The sequence below is a fragment of the Moraxella marmotae genome (assembly GCF_042219885.1).
GTDB classification, from domain to species: Bacteria; Pseudomonadota; Gammaproteobacteria; order Pseudomonadales; family Moraxellaceae; genus Moraxella; species Moraxella marmotae.
This window is the reverse complement of record NZ_JBHJHR010000002.1, coordinates 507,064-527,691: the sequence shown is the minus strand read 5'-3', so window position 1 is coordinate 527,691 and position 20,628 is coordinate 507,064. Positions and strand designations below refer to the sequence as shown.

The 20,628-nt window shown below is 44.4% G+C and carries 21 protein-coding genes; 12 read left to right on the top strand and 9 right to left on the bottom strand.

The features are described from left to right. The first annotated feature begins 32 nt into the window (after positions 1-32). Complete coding sequence (locus ACFBZI_RS02700) at positions 33-1,616, top strand: peptide chain release factor 3 (RefSeq protein WP_375714915.1); 1,584 nt, start codon at positions 33-35, stop codon at positions 1,614-1,616. Positions 1,617-1,816: 200 nt separating this feature from the next. Here ACFBZI_RS02700 and ACFBZI_RS02695 read toward each other — a convergent pair whose 3' ends face one another. Genes ACFBZI_RS02695 through ACFBZI_RS02685 form a run of 3 tightly spaced genes read right to left on the bottom strand, consistent with a single transcriptional unit; the run spans position 1,817 to position 4,021 of the window. Beyond that, positions 1,817-2,599, bottom strand: coding sequence for a hypothetical protein (locus tag ACFBZI_RS02695; RefSeq protein ID WP_375714914.1), 783 nt, complete (start codon positions 2,597-2,599; stop codon positions 1,817-1,819). Between the two features lie 28 nt (positions 2,600-2,627). Continuing rightward, positions 2,628-3,248 (bottom strand): hypothetical protein, encoded by a 621-nt coding sequence (locus tag ACFBZI_RS02690; protein WP_375714913.1) that lies wholly within the window; start codon positions 3,246-3,248, stop codon positions 2,628-2,630. Between the two features lie 11 nt (positions 3,249-3,259). Then, complete coding sequence (locus ACFBZI_RS02685; protein WP_375714912.1) at positions 3,260-4,021, bottom strand: GTPase domain-containing protein; 762 nt, start codon at positions 4,019-4,021, stop codon at positions 3,260-3,262. A 33-nt stretch (positions 4,022-4,054) separates the two neighbouring features. Between ACFBZI_RS02685 and ACFBZI_RS02680 the strand changes: the two genes are divergently transcribed. From ACFBZI_RS02680 to ACFBZI_RS02670, 3 genes are all read left to right on the top strand, one after another. Further along, a complete protein-coding gene (locus ACFBZI_RS02680) occupies positions 4,055-4,423 on the top strand; it encodes a helix-turn-helix domain-containing protein (protein ID WP_375714911.1) in 369 nt (122 codons plus the stop codon). A gap of 134 nt (positions 4,424-4,557) precedes the next feature. Continuing rightward, positions 4,558-5,436, top strand: coding sequence for a DMT family transporter (locus ACFBZI_RS02675; protein WP_375714910.1), 879 nt, complete (start codon positions 4,558-4,560; stop codon positions 5,434-5,436). Positions 5,437-5,709: 273 nt separating this feature from the next. Beyond that, positions 5,710-6,519 carry a putative RNA methyltransferase gene (locus ACFBZI_RS02670; RefSeq protein WP_375714909.1) on the top strand — a complete coding sequence of 270 codons (810 nt, stop codon included), beginning with the start codon at positions 5,710-5,712 and terminating at the stop codon, positions 6,517-6,519. A gap of 176 nt (positions 6,520-6,695) precedes the next feature. On the opposite strand, the gene parC is transcribed toward ACFBZI_RS02670, so the two are convergent. Together parC and ACFBZI_RS02660 are read right to left on the bottom strand one after the other, a co-directional pair. Beyond that, a complete protein-coding gene (gene parC, locus ACFBZI_RS02665) occupies positions 6,696-8,921 on the bottom strand; it encodes a DNA topoisomerase IV subunit A (protein ID WP_375714908.1) in 2,226 nt (741 codons plus the stop codon). Between the two features lie 136 nt (positions 8,922-9,057). Continuing rightward, positions 9,058-9,282, bottom strand: coding sequence for a helix-turn-helix domain-containing protein (locus ACFBZI_RS02660; protein ID WP_375714907.1), 225 nt, complete (start codon positions 9,280-9,282; stop codon positions 9,058-9,060). Positions 9,283-9,371: 89 nt separating this feature from the next. Here ACFBZI_RS02660 and ACFBZI_RS02655 point away from each other — a divergent pair, with 89 nt between their 5' ends. Further along, positions 9,372-9,926 carry a hypothetical protein gene (locus ACFBZI_RS02655; protein ID WP_375714906.1) on the top strand — a complete coding sequence of 185 codons (555 nt, stop codon included), beginning with the start codon at positions 9,372-9,374 and terminating at the stop codon, positions 9,924-9,926. Positions 9,927-9,980: 54 nt separating this feature from the next. On the opposite strand, the gene ACFBZI_RS02650 is transcribed toward ACFBZI_RS02655, so the two are convergent. Together ACFBZI_RS02650 and ACFBZI_RS02645 are read right to left on the bottom strand one after the other, a co-directional pair. Continuing rightward, complete coding sequence (locus ACFBZI_RS02650; protein WP_375714905.1) at positions 9,981-10,280, bottom strand: 4a-hydroxytetrahydrobiopterin dehydratase; 300 nt, start codon at positions 10,278-10,280, stop codon at positions 9,981-9,983. A 144-nt stretch (positions 10,281-10,424) separates the two neighbouring features. Then, positions 10,425-10,712, bottom strand: a complete 288-nt coding sequence (locus tag ACFBZI_RS02645) for a GNAT family N-acetyltransferase (protein ID WP_375714904.1) — start codon at positions 10,710-10,712, stop codon at positions 10,425-10,427. 294 nt (positions 10,713-11,006) lie between these two features. On the opposite strand from ACFBZI_RS02645, the gene ettA reads away from it, so the two are divergent. Then, positions 11,007-12,668 carry an energy-dependent translational throttle protein EttA gene (gene ettA / locus ACFBZI_RS02640; protein ID WP_375714903.1) on the top strand — a complete coding sequence of 554 codons (1,662 nt, stop codon included), beginning with the start codon at positions 11,007-11,009 and terminating at the stop codon, positions 12,666-12,668. Between the two features lie 65 nt (positions 12,669-12,733). Next, a complete protein-coding gene (locus ACFBZI_RS02635; RefSeq protein ID WP_375714902.1) occupies positions 12,734-13,402 on the top strand; it encodes a hypothetical protein in 669 nt (222 codons plus the stop codon). Between the two features lie 224 nt (positions 13,403-13,626). Here ACFBZI_RS02635 and nfuA read toward each other — a convergent pair whose 3' ends face one another. Further along, positions 13,627-14,238: a Fe-S biogenesis protein NfuA gene (gene nfuA / locus ACFBZI_RS02630; RefSeq protein WP_375714901.1), complete on the bottom strand. Its 612-nt coding sequence runs from the start codon at positions 14,236-14,238 to the stop codon at positions 13,627-13,629. 90 nt (positions 14,239-14,328) lie between these two features. Here nfuA and ACFBZI_RS02625 point away from each other — a divergent pair, with 90 nt between their 5' ends. Both ACFBZI_RS02625 and ACFBZI_RS02620 read left to right on the top strand, forming a co-directional pair. Then, the gene (locus tag ACFBZI_RS02625; protein ID WP_375714900.1) at positions 14,329-15,360 is read left to right on the top strand and encodes a bifunctional nicotinamide-nucleotide adenylyltransferase/Nudix hydroxylase; all 1,032 of its coding nucleotides are present in this window, start codon (positions 14,329-14,331) and stop codon (positions 15,358-15,360) included. A 77-nt stretch (positions 15,361-15,437) separates the two neighbouring features. Then, on the top strand, positions 15,438-15,821 hold the full coding sequence (locus ACFBZI_RS02620; RefSeq protein ID WP_375714899.1) for a hypothetical protein: 384 nt from the start codon (positions 15,438-15,440) through the stop codon (positions 15,819-15,821). 110 nt (positions 15,822-15,931) lie between these two features. Here the strand turns inward: ACFBZI_RS02620 and ACFBZI_RS02615 are convergent, their stop codons facing one another. Beyond that, complete coding sequence (locus tag ACFBZI_RS02615) at positions 15,932-17,434, bottom strand: mechanosensitive ion channel (protein WP_375714898.1); 1,503 nt, start codon at positions 17,432-17,434, stop codon at positions 15,932-15,934. 283 nt (positions 17,435-17,717) lie between these two features. Between ACFBZI_RS02615 and ACFBZI_RS02610 the strand changes: the two genes are divergently transcribed. The 3 genes from ACFBZI_RS02610 (at position 17,718) to ACFBZI_RS02600 (ending at position 20,468) form a co-directional block, all read left to right on the top strand. Beyond that, positions 17,718-18,530: an FKBP-type peptidyl-prolyl cis-trans isomerase gene (locus ACFBZI_RS02610; RefSeq protein WP_375714897.1), complete on the top strand. Its 813-nt coding sequence runs from the start codon at positions 17,718-17,720 to the stop codon at positions 18,528-18,530. Between the two features lie 178 nt (positions 18,531-18,708). Next, complete coding sequence (gene leuE, locus ACFBZI_RS02605; RefSeq protein WP_375714896.1) at positions 18,709-19,359, top strand: leucine efflux protein LeuE; 651 nt, start codon at positions 18,709-18,711, stop codon at positions 19,357-19,359. Positions 19,360-19,406: 47 nt separating this feature from the next. Beyond that, complete coding sequence (locus ACFBZI_RS02600) at positions 19,407-20,468, top strand: hypothetical protein (RefSeq protein WP_375714895.1); 1,062 nt, start codon at positions 19,407-19,409, stop codon at positions 20,466-20,468. Positions 20,469-20,628: the final 160 nt, after the last annotated feature.

Sequence of the window (20,628 nt, the reverse complement as noted above, 5' to 3'; positions counted from 1 at the left end):
TTTAGTTCATTGTTATTGAGAAAAATCACATCATGTCAGCCTTACAACAGCAAATCAACACTCGCAGAACTTTCGCTATCATCAGCCACCCTGATGCTGGTAAAACCACCATGACCGAAAAATTGCTCCTTTGGGGCAAGGCGATCCAAGTCGCTGGCGAAGTGCGTGGACGCAAAGCCGACCGCCACGCCACATCTGACTGGATGAGCATGGAGCAAGAGCGTGGGATTTCGATCACGACATCAGTGATGCAATTTCCCTATAAAAATCATATGGTTAATCTCTTGGACACCCCCGGCCATGCCGACTTTTCAGAAGACACTTACCGCACGCTGACCGCTGTGGACAGTGCTTTGATGGTGATTGACGGTGCTAAGGGTGTAGAAGAGCGGACGATTAAGCTGATGGAAGTGTGTCGCATGCGTGATACGCCGATTATCAGTTTTGTCAATAAACTTGACCGTGAAATCCAAGATCCGCTTGCTTTGCTTGATGAGATTGAAAGCGTGCTAAAAATCCGCTGCGTGCCGATTACTTGGCCGATGGGCATGGGGCAGGATTTTGTCGGTGTGTATCATATCAATGATGACAAATTGCACATGTACAAAAAAGGCCACGGCAGCGAAATTACCGAAATTGAAATCCGTGACGGCTACGACCATAGCGATGTGCGTGAGCGACTGGGCGAGCTGGTGTTTAATGAGTTTGAAGAAAGTCTGGAGCTTGCCAAGCTGTCCGCTGGCGACTGGGACGAAGATGCGTTTTTGAGCGGTAAAATCACGCCTGTGCTGTTTGGGACGGCATTGGGCAATTTTGGGGTGAATATGGTGCTGGACACTTTGGTCAATCACGCCCCAGCACCAAAAGATCATACGGCGGTAGAACGCACGGTCAAGGCGGACGAGCCTGATTTTACTGGCTTTGTGTTCAAAATCCAAGCCAATATGGACCCCAAGCACCGAGATCGTGTGGCGTTTATGCGGATCTGCTCAGGCAAATATGAGCGTGGCATGAAGATGAATCATGTGCGTATCGGCAAAGAAGTGCGAGTATCGGACGCTTTGATGTTTTTGGCAGGCGACCGTGAAGCACTCGAAGAAGCCTACGCAGGCGACATTATCGGTCTGCATAATCATGGCACGATTCAGATTGGCGATAGCTTTACCAGTGGCGAGACGCTGAATTTTACTGGCATTCCGCACTTTGCTCCTGAGCTGTTTCGCCGTGTGGTGCTAAAAGATCCGATGAAATCCAAGCAATTACAAAAAGGCTTACAGCAGCTGTCCGAAGAAGGGGCGACGCAGGTGTTTATGCCGCAGATTAATAATGATCTGATCTTGGGGGCGGTGGGCGTGCTGCAATTTGAAGTGGTGGCACATCGCTTGGCAGAAGAATACAAAGTGCAATGCACCTTTGAGCCAGTGTCTATCGCCACGGTGCGGTGGGTGCATTGTGATGATAAGGTGGCGTTTGAGAAATTTAAGAAAAAAGCCCATGATCAGCTGTCGGTGGACGGCGGCGGCTATCTGACCTACCTTGCCCCCAGCCGTGTCAATCTGCAACTGATGCAAGAGCGATACCCTGAAGTGGAGTTTCGTGCGACTCGGGAGCATTGATAAGTTGATAAAAAAAAGACTTTGAGTTATCAAAGTCTTTTTAACTTGCAGTTTTTTTAATTAACAATTAGCCATTTTCGCATTTATAGTATAGCACAGTTACCACTCTGAGATAGTCCCATAAGTTTAATAAAATAAATAACCCAAAATATTAAGCCCAAAGGTATATCACCAGAACCTTTGGGCTTTTTATTGGTCTACTAAAACATCACTTCATATTCTATTTCTAATGATTGCAGCTTTTTCATCTGGGCTTTTGTGTCGGCATTAAAAATGGTTTGCAGAATTGGGATATTTGCATTAGCAAACATATTAAGCTGTTTGGAAATGTCTTGGCTTGTTTTGCAACGCAATCTTTGACTTCGCATTCTATTTATTTGATTTTTGGCACTATTATAAAATGCAATAATTTCATCATTGCCATCAAAAATACCTTTATGCATAAGCTGTTCGGCTGCTGCTAAGTCCATATCACAGCCGTCAAACTCTGTGACTAAGTCTGTACGATTATTGCTGTTTTGGTCGTTGGTATAATTCGTTCCTGTGTTGGCATTTACTCCTTTTACATTAGTGCGAATATCAATACCCATGGAGCGACATTCTTCTGCTTTTTCATTTAGCACGATGCTTACACGTTTCGCCCCTAAGTGTTGGCACAGAGTCGGTAGGTGTAACATTTGCATTTTTATATTTCGCTCTGCTACTATTTCACAGGGCAGGTAATAATTGCCATTTTGTGGATTTTTATCCAGCAATAAAATGGTATTTTCTTTCAAATAATTGTTCTCATACAAAGGTCTGATGATGGAGTGCTGTCGAGACTCTTCTTGGGTTGGCATCACCAAAAAATGCTTATCGCTTTCCAGCAAAAATTGCCCCGTTTCCCGAGTTTGTTTTGCTTTTTCAAAATCTCGTGAACTAATGACAATCAGATGGTTGGGTTTTACATCAGTAGGCAAATCGTCAATATCATGATAAAACATAATAAAATCCTAAAAATATCTACAAAAATTAAGAATTGCAACTTTTTATGATAAGAACAACCAAAAGAGCAATACAAATAGCGATGATGTATATTGAAATTTTGGGCAAATCAACGCCTTTTTTACTTTGGATTTTGTCACGAATTGTTGTTAAGTCAGAAAAAATTAACTGTTTAATTATATTGATAAAATCTATATTTTTTTGTGGTGTTCTGCCCGTTTCTTTGCAAAACTGCATAAAACCCTCATAAAAATAATCAAAATAACCATCTTGATCCGCTTGTGTCAAATTCGATGTATCTAACAAGAGCTGGATAAAAGAACGCCGACCCAAATTATCTGTTTCATTAGTTCTGACATTGATGACTATTTGATTGTCTTTGTGATAAATTAGGCAATCCTTACTATTTTTGATATATTCTCCACCAATTTTGGAGATAATGGTATTGGTGATAATATCAACAATATGTTTTTTAAGGGTTTTGTGTGAAATTACGGCATTCATATCGCCAATAATTTGCTGAGATTGTGATAAATCGCCAATTTGTGTCAATACTGCTTTGTTTGCATGAGTGATTTGGTACATCAAATCGTCTGAGCTATTATCCAGTGACTGGGCATAAATATAGATGGGTTTAAACTGTTTCATATCAATAAACCTTACTTTTTGTTGTCTGCATCATAGCTTTTTAGGATATTGGTTACCAGCTTTTTGGCTTGTTCTTCATTTTTTAATGAGCCAATGATAACTTTGCAATATTTTGTGCCACCAAGATTGATAACCGCTTGTTCCAAGATTCGTTGTTTGCCAACTTTTTCTTCAAATTTGGTAAAATTATTAGTATAGTCAGGTTGTTCATCGGCATGGTTGGCAATCAAAAAGACCGTCATTTTTTCTTGGCGTCTAGCAATCGAGTCTTTGATCTCATCAAGATCTTGCTCGGTGTTTTTGATATATCGTTCATCTTTTCTAAGTACTTTATTAATATCTAAAAGATAAAACACAATATCAGCTTTTTCAATTTGCTTTCTCCATTCTTCATGATTCCCTTTTGCACCGCTAACATCATAACCACTGCTAATGTATAAGGTAATCCCCTCAATCCTAACCTTCATTGCTTCATATTTGTCCACAGTGGCTGTTTGGTGATAATCTGAACGAATGCGTTTGGTTTTTAGATATTCGATAAATGTGGTTTTGCCAACACCACGACCGCCCAGTACAGCAATATGTTTGCCAGACCATTGAGAAGCAACAAACCAAAGACCGCCAATCAGTGCTGCACCTATAATCAAAGGTAAAACCATAACATTATCCTTATTTCTCTCAAAAAAAACATTGCTAAAATTACCAAAATATTTTATCATTCTATAAAATGAGATTGGTGTAATCCACCCATAAACCTGATTTTTTCCACCCACTTTTCATCACTTTTACCCACAAAAAGGTAGCCCATGGATATTGCCAAAAACCTTGCTCAATTAAGAAAAGAGCAACATTTGACCCAAGAGCAAATGGCAGAAAAATTGGCGATGTCAAAAAACGGTTATGCCAAATTAGAACGGGGCGAGAGCAAAATCAACATTGAACATTTACAAAATATCGCCAACACCTTTAATATTGATGTGGTGGAATTACTCAAAAAAGACCGAGATGTGGCGTTATTAATCGGTGATAATAATGGCAGCTATGCCAACCGCTATTATGGCAGTCGCCAAGAAATTGAAAAGCTGCACCTTATCATCGCCCACAAGGACGAGCTGCTTGCCCAAAAAGACAAAGAAATAGAGCTACTGCGTCAGTTGCTCGGTCGCAGCCAGTGATTTGGCATGGTTTACGCCAGCCAAATAATCCAGTACAATACGCCTTTTGACTCATCTTTATTTATCGAATTATTTTGCCCGCTCAGCTTAGCCAGTGATAGCAATGTCGCTGGCTGCATCAAAGACGCCCCAATATGACAAACCACCCACGCACCGCCCATATTGACACTGGCTCAACCACAGGCTCACTGTGGATGGTGGTTGCTGCCATTTGTTTTACCATCATGGGCGTGCTGGTCAAGACCACAGGGGTAAAGTTTGCCATGCATGAGTATGAGCTGGTGTTTTGGCGAGTGCTGTTTGCCACAGTGGTGCTGGGCGTGCAGGCGTTGATGACTGGCAAGCAGTTCACCACTCGTTATTGGCAGGCACATTTTTGGCGGTCGTTGGCGGGCAGTGTCAGCTTGTTTATGTTCTTTTTTGGTTTGGTGCATTTGCCGTTAGCGACTGCCATTACTTTTAGCTACACTTCGGCAATATTTTTGGCGATTTTTTCGGTGATTATCCTGCGGCAAGTCCCCAGTCGTCTGACTTGGTTTGCACTGGTACTGGGGCTTGTTGGCATTGTGTTGATTTTACGCCCCAGTATTTTGGGGCAAGGGCTGCTGCCGACTGCCATCGGTCTGGCAAGCGGTGCGATTGCAGGCTATGCGTATTTGCAGGTGCGTGAGCTGTCTTTGCTTGGCGAGCCATCGTGGCGGATTGTGTTTTATTTTTCGCTGCTTGCCAGTGTTTTGGCGGCGGTGATGAGTGGCATTCAAGGCTGGACGCCGATTGGCTTGCCGATGTTGCCGTATTTGTTTGGCATTGGCGTATCGGCGATGGCAGGGCAGCTGGCGATGACGCATGCCTACAAGGTGGGGCGAAAGTTCATGGTGTCGGCACTGAGTTATCTGGTGGTGGTGCTATCCACTTTATATGGCGTGGTGGCGTTTGGTGAAGTGTTGCCGTTGATGGCGTTGGTGGGCATTGTCTTGGTGATTGCCAGTGGCGTTTTGGCAGGCAAAAAATAACGGCATTTTAACCACTGTCTTTAATAGATTGATAATGATTAATTAAATTGACGAAATTTATCCATTTTAATAAATTCATAATTTAATATTTAACCATTGGCAGTTTTGTAATTTCACCGTTTAATGATTTTTAATTTTAAAAAATTTGGTAATTTGATTAAATCGCCAGTTTGTCAATTCCATCAAATTTCGCCTAAATTTTCCCCGCATTTTACCGAGCCAATTTGCCGCCAAATTGTGCTAAAATAAGCCAAATTTTATCTTGATGATGCCATGCTTACCTGCCCAATCTGCCAAACGCCACTGATTTTGACTGACAAAACTTACCGTTGCACGCACGGCCACAGCTTTGATGTCGCCAAAGAAGGCTATGTCAATCTGCATGTCGTTCAGCACAAAAAAAGCAAAAACCCGGGTGATACCATCGAAGCGGTGCAGGCACGCCGTGCGTTTTTGGCAGCAGGATATTATGAGCCGCTCAAGTTGGCGGTTGCTGACATCGTGCAGGCCATCAAGCCACAGACGGTGCTAGATATTGGCTGCGGTGAAGGCTACTACACCCAAGCTCTGATGGCGACATCAAAAGTGATTGGGCTGGATATTGCCAAATCTGCCGTGCAAATCGCCGCCAAAGCCGACAAAGCCAATCGCATCACTTGGGTGGTGGGGACGGGTGCGGTTTTGCCAGTGGCAGATGCATCGGTGTCGGTTTGCACCAGTTTGTTTAGCCCCTTACCTGTCGATGAGATGCACCGAGTGCTGGCAAGCGATGGGATTTTGGTTGTGGCGACGCCAGCACCCAGTCATCTGTACGCCATGCGGGCGGCGTTGTTTGATACAGTGATTGCCCATCAGCCAGACAAATTTGTGCAACTGCTGTCGCCAAAATTTCGCCTAATTCAGACGCATTTTATCACCGCACCGATGCAGCTTGACAATCAAGCACTCAAAAGCCTGATTGCCATGACGCCATACGCCTACAAAGCCAAGCCAGAACGCCGTGCGATGCTTGAGCAGTGTGCAGAATTTGCCGTCTCTGGCGAGTTTTGCGTGTATGTGTTTGCCAAATCTGATGCTGTTTAAATAAAACTTTGGTCAAATAAAAACTTTGATTAAACTGGTTAAATTTGCCAATTTTAAGATAAGCCAAAGTAAGCAGATTGTAAACATTGGCAAAATTTGGCAAATGTTATCCATCGCTGATTCATCAAAAAACCGCCCAAATTTTGAGCGGTTTTTGTTTGATAACGGTTTGGATTTTAGCCATCATCTTTGCTAAGTTTTGCCATGCTGACCACTTTGCCAAAACCTTTTGGTAGGGCAGTGCCACGGCTGGCACGGCGAGCGATGTAATTGGCGATGTCGGCAGGTTTTAGGGTGAGCGTCCGTTTGCCAGCGGTGATGACCAAGCTGTCCGATGCTGACAGACTGGCGATGGCGGTGATGGTCTCTTCCGCCTTGAGATTGACCAGCTTGTTGCCTTTGCCTTTGGCGAGCATGGGCAACTCTTCGCTTGGAAAAATCAGCAAATTGCCATTAGACACACTGACAGCAACCAAACTGTCCGACTCTGCCATCACGCTGATGGGCAGCAGTTTGCCATCGCCCAGATTGATGCTGGCTTTACCCGCTTTTTGGGCGGTGTCCAGATTATTTAAACTGTTAATAAAGCCATAACCGCTGCTGCTTGCCATGATGATATTTTGGGGACTGGCAAAATGCAGCTGTTCAATTTTATTGCCATTGGCAAGATTGAGCAGACTGGTGATGGGATCGCCTTGGGTGCGAGCCGATGGCAGATGAATGGCGTCCAAGCCGTAGCTTCGCCCTGTGTTATCCAGCAAAATCAGCCGTTCGGTGGATTTGCCCAAGGCGTGCGTCAGATAGCCATCGCCTGCTCGGTAGTTCATCTTATCAGGTTCGGTATTATGCCCTTTGGCAAGGCGAATCCAGCCTGCTTGCGACAAAATCACCGTAATCGGCTCACTACTCACCAGTTCGGTGGCTTTTAGGCTGGTGGCTTCGGCACGCTCAACCACAGGCGAGCGGCGAGCATCGCCATGTTCTTTGGCATCAGCGGTCAGCTCATCGATTAATAATGCAGTCAAGGCATCAGGATTATTCAGCTGCTCGGCAATCACCGCACGCTCTGCCTGCAAGCGATCACGCTCGGCATTGAGTTCGATTTCTTCAAGCTTGGCAAGTTGTCGCAGTTTAATGTCCAAAATCGCATCGGCTTGAATATCGCTTAAGCCAAAGCGTGTCATCAGCTCAAGTTTTGGGTCGTCTTCTTCACGAATGATGGCAATCACTTCATCAATATTCAGATAAGCCACCAATAAACCTGCCAAAATGTGCAAGCGTTTATCAATCTTATCCAAGCGATATTGCAGACGGCGAATCACCACGCTGCGGCGTACCGACAGCCATTCTGCCAAGATGGTTTTTAGGTTTTTGACTTCAGGTTTGCCATTGGTGCCAATCATGTTCATATTGACACGGTAATTGGTTTCAAGGTCAGTATTGGCAAACAGATGGCTCATGATTTTATCGATGTCCAATTTGCCTTTTTTAAGCTCAATGACGATGCGGCAAGGGTTGGTATTGTCCGATTCATCACGGATTTCATTGACCCATGGCAGTTTTTTGTCAATCATCAGTTTGGCGATTTGCTCGACAATTTTATTGCCAGACACCTGATAAGGCAGGGCGTCAATGATGACCAAATTTTTTTGTTTGGGGTCGGTGTGATAAGTGGCACGCATTTTGTAGCTGCCTTTGCCAGATTCATACATGGCAAGCAGCTCGTCTTTTGGTGTGATAATCTCGGCAGCGGTCGGCAAATCTGGGGCAAGAATGCTCTGGGTAAGCTGCTTGACGGACAGCTCAGGATTTTTTAGCAGGCGAATGCAGGCTTTGACCACTTCGTTGAGATTGTGCGGTGGAATGTCGGTCGCCATGCCGACAGCGATGCCTGTTGTGCCGTTGAGCAGAATATTGGGCAGGCGAGCTGGCAGCGTCACTGGCTCGGACAACGAACCATCAAAATTATCCTGCCAATCCACCGTGCCTTGCTCAAGCTCCGCCAGCAGCGTATTGGCGTATTGGCTCATCTTCGCTTCGGTATAACGCATGGCAGCAAAGGATTTTGGGTCGTCGGGACTGCCCCAGTTGCCTTGACCATGAATCAAAGGATAGCGATAACTGAACGGCTGTGCCATCAGTACCATCGCTTCATAGCAGGCAGAATCACCGTGTGGGTGATATTTGCCCAGCACATCACCGACGGTGCGAGCAGACTTTTTGGGCTTGGCGGTGTGGCGAAGTCCCAGCTCGCTCATGGCATAGACGATGCGTCTTTGGACAGGTTTTAGCCCATCGGCAATGTGCGGCAAGGCTCTGTCCATGATGACATACATGGCGTAGTTAAGATAGGCGTATTCGGTAAAATCGCTGACCGAACGGGTGTCAATGTGTGTGGTCATAAAAAAAGAATATTACAAGTAAAAGAATATTAAATAAAACAATCAAAAATCGATCGATACGATGGCAAGATCGCCTTGCTTGGAGTTTGGATATGTAGGGCATTGTAGCAAAAATAGGTGGTTGTGCATAGAAATATTACACAAGAGCGATAATTTCACTTGGCGATACTTCTAATGTTTCACAAAGTTGGATAAATTCTAACACATCTAATTTTCGCTCTCGCTTTTCAATTTTGGCAATGTAAGATTGTGGCTTGCCTAAATGTTGTGCGACTTGGAATTGGGTTAGTTTTCTATTTTTTCTTATTAAAACCAATGTGTTGATTAAATTTGCATAGCGGTCTTGGTAAATGGTTTTCATGAAAATCAAGCATAGATAAATAACTTGATTGACATTATTATTCTAAAATAGGATAATACCATTTTAGGATTTTTTTTGGGAGACTAACGATGTTAAGGATACTTCAATTAACTTTAGCAACTCTATCTTTGGTTATTTTGGCAGGCTGTGCAAGCGTTATGACACCTGAGCAGCATCAACAATTCGCAAGAGATAGTGCAATGCTAACGCTCTGTGATGATGCAGGGTTGTTAAGTCCACAATTGGCAAGTGAAGCTGTAAATTTATACCGCTTTAGAATCAATAATTATATTGTTGATAATGATGTTTTGGACAAGCATTACAATCACTATATGCAGCAGTTTAACGGTAAAATTACTCGTGCTGACTGTTCCAGTTATGCTCGCCAAGTACAAGGAGAGATTTTTGATAGACAAAGGGCGGTTGAGAATGCTGACGCTTTTATGCAGGCTATAAGTGGCTTATCAAATGCATACGCAACAGGTATGCAGCAGCGTGCACAAGCTTATCATGAAGCTGCAACTGGCATAGCATTGATGGGTACGCCACAAATCCAACCTATACAGCCATTGTACAACATTGGACCTACAAGAACTAATTGCATAACGGTGGGTAGCGGCATGGTTTCGTGTCAAACCCAATAATTTAATATCTTGCAATATCTAAAAAATGAGCCAAATCGGCTCATTTTTCATCATTTAATCATTGTCAAAAATAACGCCATTTGCCATCTCCATACGCTTGGCAAGCTGAATGTCTCGCCCATGCACTTCGTATTGGTCGGCATCGCCAATGCGGACTTTGAGCGTGCGGTAGCAGTTTTCCCAAGTGGGATAATGCTCCAATTCTTGACAATAAAACGCCACACGAGTCATAAAGGCAATCGCATCGGCAAAGCTGGCGAATTGGTAGGTCTTGACAAGGCTGTTACCGTCCAGTGTCCAGCCTTGTAGTCGCTCCAGTTGTAGTTTGACTTGGTTTGGGGTAAGACTGCTCATGATATTCCTTGGGTTGGTGATTGGTGATAAAAATTGTTATTGTAAAAATCACTGGTAAAAAATGACAGACATTTTACCAAAATTTTGGCAAAAACACCGCCTAAGATGGCAAAAGTTTGTTATTTTGGCGTGATTTGGTCAGTGTTATTCTGGGGCATCTGTCGCCAGTAGCGGCTGATATTCTGGGCGTCTTTGGATATAGTTTGCCACAAAGCTGCAGCTGGGCAGTACTTTTTTGCCATTGTCCTGTGCATAATCTAAGGCGTGGCGAACCAACAAACTGCCCAAACCACGACCGCCCAAAGCCGACGGCACGATGGTGTGGTCATAATCCAAAGTCTGCTCATCAAGCACCTGATAGCTTAAATAGGCGGTGATGCCATCGATGGTGGTCTCAAAGCGTTGCTCGGCGGTGTTGTGAATGATTTGCATGGTTAATCTCGGTTTGGCTGTTGGGTGAGTGGCTGCTTGCTTGGCTGCGGATTTGGGCTATCAAGCTGATGCCGTTTTTGTGATTTTCTTATGCTATCACAAAATTATCATAATTAAAATCAGATTTTAGGCACAATTTTTAAATTAGCGTCCAAAACAAAGCGTTGAAAATTTGCTCTGCTCTGTGCTAAATACTTGCTCCACTGTCTAAACCATGCGATAATAGACGGTTACCTATGCGATTTTGTCAGTATTGATAATCTGTAAAATTTTCTTTTTAATTCAAGGACTTATATGGCTCAATATATCTACACCATGAACAAGGTGTCAAAAATTGTTCCGCCCAAGCGTGAAATTCTCAAGGACATTTCGCTGTCGTTTTTCCCGGGTGCTAAGATTGGCGTGCTGGGTCTAAACGGTGCAGGTAAATCCACACTGCTACGCATCATGGCAGGCGTGGATACTGAGTTTAATGGTGAAGCTCGCCCACAGACTGGCATTAAGGTCGGCTATCTGCCCCAAGAGCCACAGCTTGACCCCGCCAAAGATGTGCGTGGCAATGTCGAAGATGGCGTGCGTGAAGCACTGGACGCACTTGAGCGACTCAACCAAATCTATGCCGAATACGCCGAGCCTGATGCCGATTTTGATAAACTGGCTGCCGAACAGGGCAAAATGGAAGACATTATTCAAGCGTGGGACGCTCACAACCTAAACACCCAGCTTGAAAAAGCCGCTGACGCTCTACGCCTGCCGCCTTGGGACGCTGATGTGTCTAAACTCTCTGGTGGCGAAAAACGCCGTGTCGCCCTGTGTCGCTTGCTATTATCCAAGCCTGATATGCTGCTGCTTGACGAGCCGACCAACCACTTGGACGCAGAATCTGTGGCATGGCTTGAGCGTTTCTTAAAAGACTATTCAGGTACGATTGTGGCGATTACCCACGATCGCTATTTCCTTGATAATGTCGCTGAGTGGATCTTGGAGCTTGACCGTGGTTATGGCTATCCATACCAAGGCAACTACACCGAATGGCTAGAGCAGAAAAACAAACGCCTAGAACAAGAGCAAAAGCAAGAAGAAGCCTTTGCCAAAGCCCTAAAACAAGAGCTGGAATGGGTACGCAAAAACCAAAAAGGCCAGCAAGCCAAATCCAAATCTCGCTTAGAACGCTTTGAAGAGATGAACTCTCGAGAGTTCCAGCAGCGTAACGAAACTGCCGAGATTTATATTCCACCGGGGCCACGCCTTGGCAATAAAGTGATTGAAGTCAATAACATTTCCAAATCATTTGGCGATCGTTTGTTGTACGAAAACCTATCATTTACCGTGCCGCCGATGGCGATTGTCGGCATTGTCGGTCCAAACGGTGCTGGTAAAACGACTTTGTTTAACATGATTACTGGCAAAGACAAGCCTGACACTGGCTCGGTGGAAGTGGGTGAGAGCGTCAAAGTCGCCTATGTTGGACAGGTGCGTGATGAGCTTGACGACAATAAAACCGTGTGGGAAGAAGTCTCAGATGGACTGGATATGATTACTGTTGGTGAATACACCACGCCAAGCCGTGCCTACATCGGACGCTTTAACTTTAAAGGTCAAGATCAACAAAAGCGTGTGGGCAGCTTATCAGGTGGTGAGCGTAACCGCCTACAACTTGCCAAAACCCTAAAACAAGGGGCGAATGTTATTCTGCTGGACGAGCCGTCAAACGACCTTGATGTCGAGACCTTGCGTGCCTTAGAAGATGCGGTGGAAGTGTTCCCTGGTACGGTGATGGTGGTGTCGCATGACCGCTGGTTCCTTGACCGTATTTGTACGCATATTTTGTCGTTTGAAAACGAAGAGCCAGAGTTCTTTGATGGCAACTACACCGAATACGAAAAATGGCGTAAAGACAAACTCGGTGCTGACGCCACACCAAAGCGTATGAAATATAAGAAGATTGGTGGGTAACCGACAATGGTTTAACAAAAACAGCGAGCAATGAAAATTGTTCGCTGTTTTGTAGGACAGAAAATATGAAAAAATTACCTTATATCGGTTTATTATTTGGCTTGGCAATAACTGCCTGTTCGTTTGCCAAAACTACCGCTCTGGAAACCAAGCCCATAGAGCATTACCCAAAAACGCCAAATGCCAATTGCCGTGATGGGCTTGCCAAATTGCACGATGAATGCGGCGACCAAGTTGTCATTATCAAAAACGCCATTCATGCCGCCAAACAACAAAATAAAAATGTGTTGTTAATCTATGGGGGTGAGTGGTGCATTTGGTGTCATGTTTTAGATAGGCATTTTAATGGCGAAGTCCAAACACATGATTATGTTTGGCGTGATGGTGATGATGGTTTGTCCGAGTGGGTAATGCATGAAAATATTGCCCAAGATGATATTGATAATGCTATAAAATTAAATCATTATGTGGCGGATAATTTTGTGATTGCTCATATTGATGGCGATTATACCAATGGTTTGCAGGCTTTATCTTATGTGGGTTTTCACAATGAAGTCTTTGCTTATCCAACCGTTATAATTCTAAACAAGCAGGGTAAATATGCTGGTCATCTTCCGCCGACTGGCTTGATTGATGGATTGCAAATCCGCACAATGAATGGTCAAGAGTATCGAGGCTATGATAGGGTGAAATTGTTACAAGTACTACAAGAACTTCATCAAACAGCCAAGTGATGGATTATTGAGTGAGTTGGTTTATTGTGGTTATAATATAAATCCCAAATAAAAACAGCATCTTGGCTGAACCAAAATGCTGTTTTTAACCATTTGACAAATTTTCTTGGTGTTTTTAGAATGACAATGCGGACAAACTTTTTATTTTTCATAAAAAACCCACTCAAAGCTATATGATAGCAGGGATTGAGTGGGTGTTATCATGAATTTTGGGTATTATGCCATTATTTATAATAAGCATTGTCCGAGACGCTGTGGTCGGTTTCGTCCACCACTTGAGTCAGTTCCGGAATTTGCTGCTTAAGCTGCACTTCCACGCCTTGACGCAAAGTCACATCAACCGCCGAACAACCTTGGCAACCGCCACCAAATTTTAGCACCGCTGTCAGACCTGCTTCGTCTTCGATAACTTCAAGCAGCTCCACCGAACCACCATGGCTGGCAAGGCTTGGGTTAATCTCCGCTTGCAGGACATAATTGATACGCTCTTCGATGCTGGCATTTTCACCAACTTGCGGCACTTTTGAGTTGGGTGCACGGAAGGTCAGCTGACCACCAAAACGATCTTTATTATAATCAATCACTGCATCATGTAGATAAGGCACGCTGTCGGCATCAATGTGTGCGGTGAATTTGTCATAACTGATGTGTAAATCCGCTTCGTCCACTTCGTCAGGCTGGCAATATGACATGCAGCATTCGGCACGGGGTGTGCCTGCATATTCAACAAAAATCCGCACGCCAATGCCTTCAACTTCTTGTTTGGCGAGCAGTTCGGCAAGATAATCTTGGGCAGATTCGGTGATTTTTATGTTGCTGGATAGGGTTTCGCTCATGGTTTTTTCCTGTTCGTGTACAAATACTTGTCCTATATGGTAACATAGCCAAGCTTTATCAAGAGAATTTTTTTAAATTTTGGGTGGTTTATGAGTTTGGCACAATTGCAATATTTGGTTTTTATTGGTCGGTTTCAGCCATTTCACCAAGGGCATCGCTATGTGATTGAGCGTGCATTATGCCACGCCAAGCAAGTCATTGTCCTAATCGGCTCGGCAAATGCCCCACGCACACCAAAAAATCCTTTTAGTCTGGACGAACGCCGTGAGATGATTTTGGGCAGTTTTGATGCCAAAACACGCCAAAAAATCCACTGTGTCGGCATTAACGATGCCACTTATAATGATAACAAATGGCTGCTGGGCGTCCAATCCGCCATTCAAAGTATCGCGACTAATACCAAAGATGAACAAATTGCCATCATCGGACATATCAAAGACGACAGTTCTTATTATTTATCACTCTTTCCGCAATATCGCCGATTTGTGGTGGATAGCCATCACGATTTGTCCGCCACGCCGATTCGCCAAGCGTATTTTGGCGATGATGGCGCTGCTCGCCGTGCCGCTTATGAGCAGCTGACCGATGCCAGTGCCGATTTTTTGCAGCGGTTTATCCAGACGCCCAGCTATCAATACCTAAAGCAGCAAGTCCGCCACATCAAAGCCTATCAAGCCGCTTGGCAAGCCGCTCCTTATACGCCAAGCTTTATCACTGCTGATGCGTTGATTGTCCAATCAGGGCATCTGCTGCTGATTGAGCGTGGCGGTGAGTACGGACAAGGGCTGTATGCATTGCCCGGCGGCTTTGTGGATTGTGGTGAAGATTTTTTTACCGCTTGCATTCGTGAAATCTACGAAGAAACTTTGATCCAACTGGATAAACAGACGCTGATTAATAGCTGCAAATCCCAGCGACTGTTTGATGCACCAGACCGCAGCCAGCGTGGGCGTACCGTAACGATGGCGTACTATTTTGAGCTGCCGCACGCAGAGTGCCTGCCAGCCGTGCAAGGCAGTGATGACGCCAACCGTGCTTTTTGGCTGCCCTTATCGCAGCTTGATGCCGCACAGATGTTCGAAGATCATTATGGGATTATTTGTCAGATGTTGGGGATTTGATTAATATTTAATAATAAATTTATTGAAATTTAAAGAATATAAAAATGATAGCATTTTGGCAAATTTTTACAAATATCATGCTAACCGTACTTTTATTGACACCGTTTATTATTTGGCGGCTTGGGCAAATAAAAGGTTGGCGGCTTTGGCGGCGGTTTTTGTTGGCATCGTTCATTGTTTATGTCTTGATTATTTTGACGGCGACATTGACCGATTATCATCTGCAAGCGGTGCTACAAAGTTATGATTTGGACGGTAATGGCTGGTTTACTGACGATGAACAAACCGCCGAACAAGAACAAGCCATGCGAGCGGTCATCAGCGATACTGGCAGGCGGCTGGCACCAATTACAGGTTTGATTTTTGCACCCTGTGGCGTGGCGGTGGTTTTTGGTGTTTGTTATTTGCTGGGGCTTGTTGTGGTATTTGTGCAAAAATTTAAAAAACGCTTTATCGACTAAATTGCCATCAAATCATTTTAACCATTTAAATCTTAAAACCAAAAAACAGCATCTTGGCTGAACCAAAATGCTGTTTTTTAACCATTTGACAAAATCAGAACAATTTAAAATTAAAAATTTGAATCGTCCTGATGATTGGTTTTTTGGGCAAGTTTATTGTCCGCTTCGTTTTCGGCTTTGTCTTGGATACGCTTTAGCAGGCGTGCGGCAGCTTCTCGGCCACCCAAGCCAAACGCCAAAGCAAACGCCACTGCCACAGCCCCCAAAGTCAGACCAAACGCCAAATTGACAATGCTATCGGCAATGCCCATCGCACGCAGACCCATCGCCAGCACCAAGCCCATAATCAGCACTCGCACGATATTTGCCAGCAGGCGTGAGCCTTGTTCGGCGTTTTGGACAGTGTTGGCGATGATATTGGCAAGCCAAAAACCCACCGCCAAGATGACCGCACCCAAGATAATCTGACCACCAAAGGCAATCAGCATGGCAATCACATCACGGATTTGATCAAAGCCCAAAATCTCCGCCGCTGCAGTGATGGCAAATAACATGGCAAAAAACAAAATGCCGCAAGCCACCACTTCTGACAGACGCTTATTGCCAAAAACGCCTTGTAAGCCAATGCGTGCAGGCAGACTGTCCAGTTGGGTATTTGCCAACAAGCCCTTGATGATATTGCCTACCAGATGCACCACAAAATAAGTTACCACCAGCACCGCCGCTGCAGTAAAGACATTGGGCAGCGTTTCCATGATTTTATTGAGCATATTGGTAGCAGGGCGTGAGATGGCTTCTACCTTTAGAGCGTCCAATGCCACAATCGTAAAAGGCACAATGATGAGCAAAAACACCACCGAACCTGCGATATTTGGCAGATTGTTTTGTTCGCTAACGCCAGCTTTGGCGGCCAATGCCTGAATGTTTAGCCCAGCAATCATATTGGTAACGATGCCACGCACAGCACGAGCGATAATCAAGCCAACAAACAGCACCAAACTTGCCATCAACAGATTTGGGATAAAATCAAAAATCTTATCAATCATGTTGGTCAGCGGCGTAAACAGCCCAGTCAAGCCAAGGCGACCGACAACCATCGTCAGCACAATCAGCATGATAAACCAGTACAGCATATCGGCAATGGTTTCACTCAGTGGCTTGATGTTGGTTTCTTGGGATAATTTTTCGTCCAAAACCGCTTTGCCCAGCATGGTTTTGGCGGTGTTTTTGGCGATGGTTGCCACCAGCCAGCCAATCACGCCGACAGTAATCGCTGCCAGTAGATTTGGCAAAAACGACAACACTTGATTGATCATATTGCTAAACGGCACGGACAGTGCGTCAATTTTTAATTGATTGAGTACCGCCGAGATACCGATGGCAAACACAAACCAAAAGACGATTTTGGCGAGCAAATTATCCACAGGATAATCGCTGCCCGTTGAGCGTTGCATTCGCCCATTAATGTCCAGTTTTGATAAGGTTTTGCGAGTCAGCGTCGCCAGTAGCAGTGCTGCCAGCCAGCTGATGATAAATAGCACAATCGCACCGACAATTGAGCCGATGGGACCTTGCAGCCCTTGGTTAAAGATTGCAATTTTATTAAAATCCATGAAAACTTCCAAATATTACTCATGATAAATGATGATGACAATGATGACGCATCTGAGCATTTTTGCCATAAATTGGGCAAAATGACGATACAGCTGATGTTGATTGTAACACCAAAATTTCCTTTTACGCCCCATCATCAAAAAGACTTCAACAATCTTAACAATAATTATACAAGATGCGTTTAAAATTTTGGGATAGTCATGGCAAAAATTGGCAAATTTTGCTATCATGGGGCGTTATTTTTATTCATTTTTGTTCGTTTATCCAAACTTGAGAGATTTTATGAAAAAACAAGCATTAGTCGCTGCCATCACTGCCGCCTTGGTTTTGACAGGTTGTAATAAAGGTGATAAAGCAGACGCACCAAAAGCAGGCGAAAAATCAACTGTCGTTACCGAAAAAAGCACCGAAATGCAAAAAGTGAGCTATGTTTTTGGTTATGACGCAGGTCAGACACTAAAACGCATCGAAGATCAGCTGGATTTGGACATTTATTACAAAGCTTTTAAAGACGGTTATAATGGTGCTGAGAGTGCTTTGAATACCGAAGAAGTGCAAAAACTTGGCGAAAGCTATGAAAAACGCAAAACCGAAGAAGCCAGCAAAAAACAACAAGAAACCGCTGCCAAAAACAAAGCTGACGGCGAGAAATTCTTGGCGGACAATGCCAAAAAAGATGGCGTAAAAACCACCGCATCTGGCCTACAATACAAAGTCATCACCGAAGGCACTGGCAAATCACCAACCGCCAAAGATGGCGTATATGCCGCTTATGAAGGCAAATTGGTTGATGGCACAGTGTTTGACACATCAGAAGGTCAAGCTGTACCATTTATGCTAAATCAAGTAATCAAAGGCTGGACTGAAGGCTTGCAATTGATGAAAGAAGGCGGCAAATACGAGCTGTATATCCCAGCAGATTTGGCGTATGGCGATCAAGGCGTGGGTGGCACGATTGGGCCAAACAGTGTACTGATTTTCACTTTGGAGCTTAAAAAAGTTACCGATGCCAAGGCTATCCAAGCTGAACAGCAAGCGATGATGGAAGCACAAATGAAAGCCATGCAAGAAGCTGCCAAGTCGGCAGGTCAATAATTGCCACAAACCCATCAAAAAAGACATCTGTTATTGGGTGTCTTTTTTATTATGCGTGCAAAATCGGCACAAAAATGAATCATAAAATTGTGCGTGGCAAATGTAAAAATATTGCAAGCGTTGGGCAAATTGGGTATAGTGATGGCAAACAGCAATGGGTCTGGGTTGATGAGTTAAAATGTTTGGGATTACAGATTTACTGACTTATGTGGTGGCTGTGGTGGTGATTATTGCTTTGCCCGGCCCAAACAGTTTGTACTGCTTATCGGTGTCGGCATCGCATGGGCGAGCGGCAGGCAGGCGAGCGATGGCGGGCATTTTGCTTGGCGATACACTCTTGATGATTGCCACGATTTTGGGTGCTGGCACGCTCTTAAAGCTGTATCCGACCGTGTTTCATCTGATTAAGCTGATTGGTGGGCTGTATTTGGCATATATCGGCGTGCGGCTACTTATAGGGGCATATCAGACATTCAAAAACCGCCACATCATCAGCCAAACGCCCATCGCCATCAAGCCGCCAGCAGCACAAAATTACTTTTATCGTGCATTAGGCCTAAGCCTGACCAATCCCAAGGCGATTTTGTTTTTCTTGTCGTTTTTTGTGCAATTTGTCGAGCCAAGCTACGACAAGTCATGGCTGAGTTTTTTGATTTTGGCGTTGATTTTGCAGACGGTCAGTTGTGGTTATTTGACTTTATTGATTTATACTGGTAAATTTTTGGCAAGCAAATTTGCCAAACATGCACTGCTTGGCGTGCTGGCGATGCTGTTGGCTGGTGGGCTGTTTATGGGTTTTGCCGTGCAGTTGTGGCTTAAGCAGTTATAAGCAGCAGATGATAACCAGAGCCAAAACCCTTGGCAAATGAACAATTAATGATGAATAATATAATGAATCACATGATGAAAAATAAGACCGCACCGCTTGGGGCGATGGCATTACTGCCGATCTTGCCATTATTGTCATTATTACCAATGACGGTGATGGCAAATGAACCACTACCCCAAGACAAGTCAGCGTCGGTATCGATTGATGGCACGCCAAGTCAGACAGGTTGGCTGGATAATCATCGCCGCCAATTCAAAGGCTGGCTGCAAGGCACGGCACATCATATCGATGATTGGTTTGGTGAAACTGACCCTAATAAGCCAGCACGAGCCAGTTTGCGTGTGATTGTCGATACCACTTGGAGCGAAAAAGACGGCACGACCATCAAGCCACGACTGCGTGGTAAGGTTAAACTGCCAGCTTTAGAAAATCGTCTGAGTGTCGTTTTTGGTGATGACAATCTGGACGATGAGCCTGCCGATGGTGGCATCTTGACCGATAGCCGTCTAGCCACCGCCAACAAAAAAGACGATAAGGCATATGACTCACGCCAAGCTCGTGAAGACAACTCATCTTTGGCATTGCGTTGGTCAAAATTTCGCCACGACACTGGCTTAGATGTGGATTTGGGCGTGCGTTCTGATGATATTTTTATCCGTGCAAAAATTGGCAAAAATTGGCAATTATCGCCTGATGTGCAGGCACGATTTGAGCAGACCTACCGCTATGGCTCACGCAGCGAACATATGGCGTTATCCACGCTAGAGTTTGCGCAGGCACAGTCTGACAGCCGAGCTATCGTCAGCCGCTCGCATTTGCATTATACGCACAAAGACGAAGAAAATCTCAACTGGAGCAGTAGCCTGTTTCAGCGACATCATTGGCAGGTGAAGCGTGGCACAGGCGAGCTAAATTATGGCTTGTACACAGGTGGCGATATTGTCGATAAAAAAGCCCATCTCAACACCTATGGGCCATACATCAGCTACCGCCAGCCTGTGTGGCGTGAGTGGGTGTTTTTGCAGGGCGATGTCAGCTATTATAATAACAAATTAACGCAACAAGACCACAATGTTTCGCTATTTGGGCGTGTGGAAGTGGTGTTTTAAAAATGTTGTTTGGCTTGGGTAAAAGAGATTGAAAAGATTTGTAGAGTTTTGCGAATCAGTGATTATAAAAAGTGCATAGTTGATGTAATTAAAATCACGCCTATTTTTACTTTTATTTTTTAGTAAATAAAAGTAAAAATTAGACTTTTGCTTTAATAAA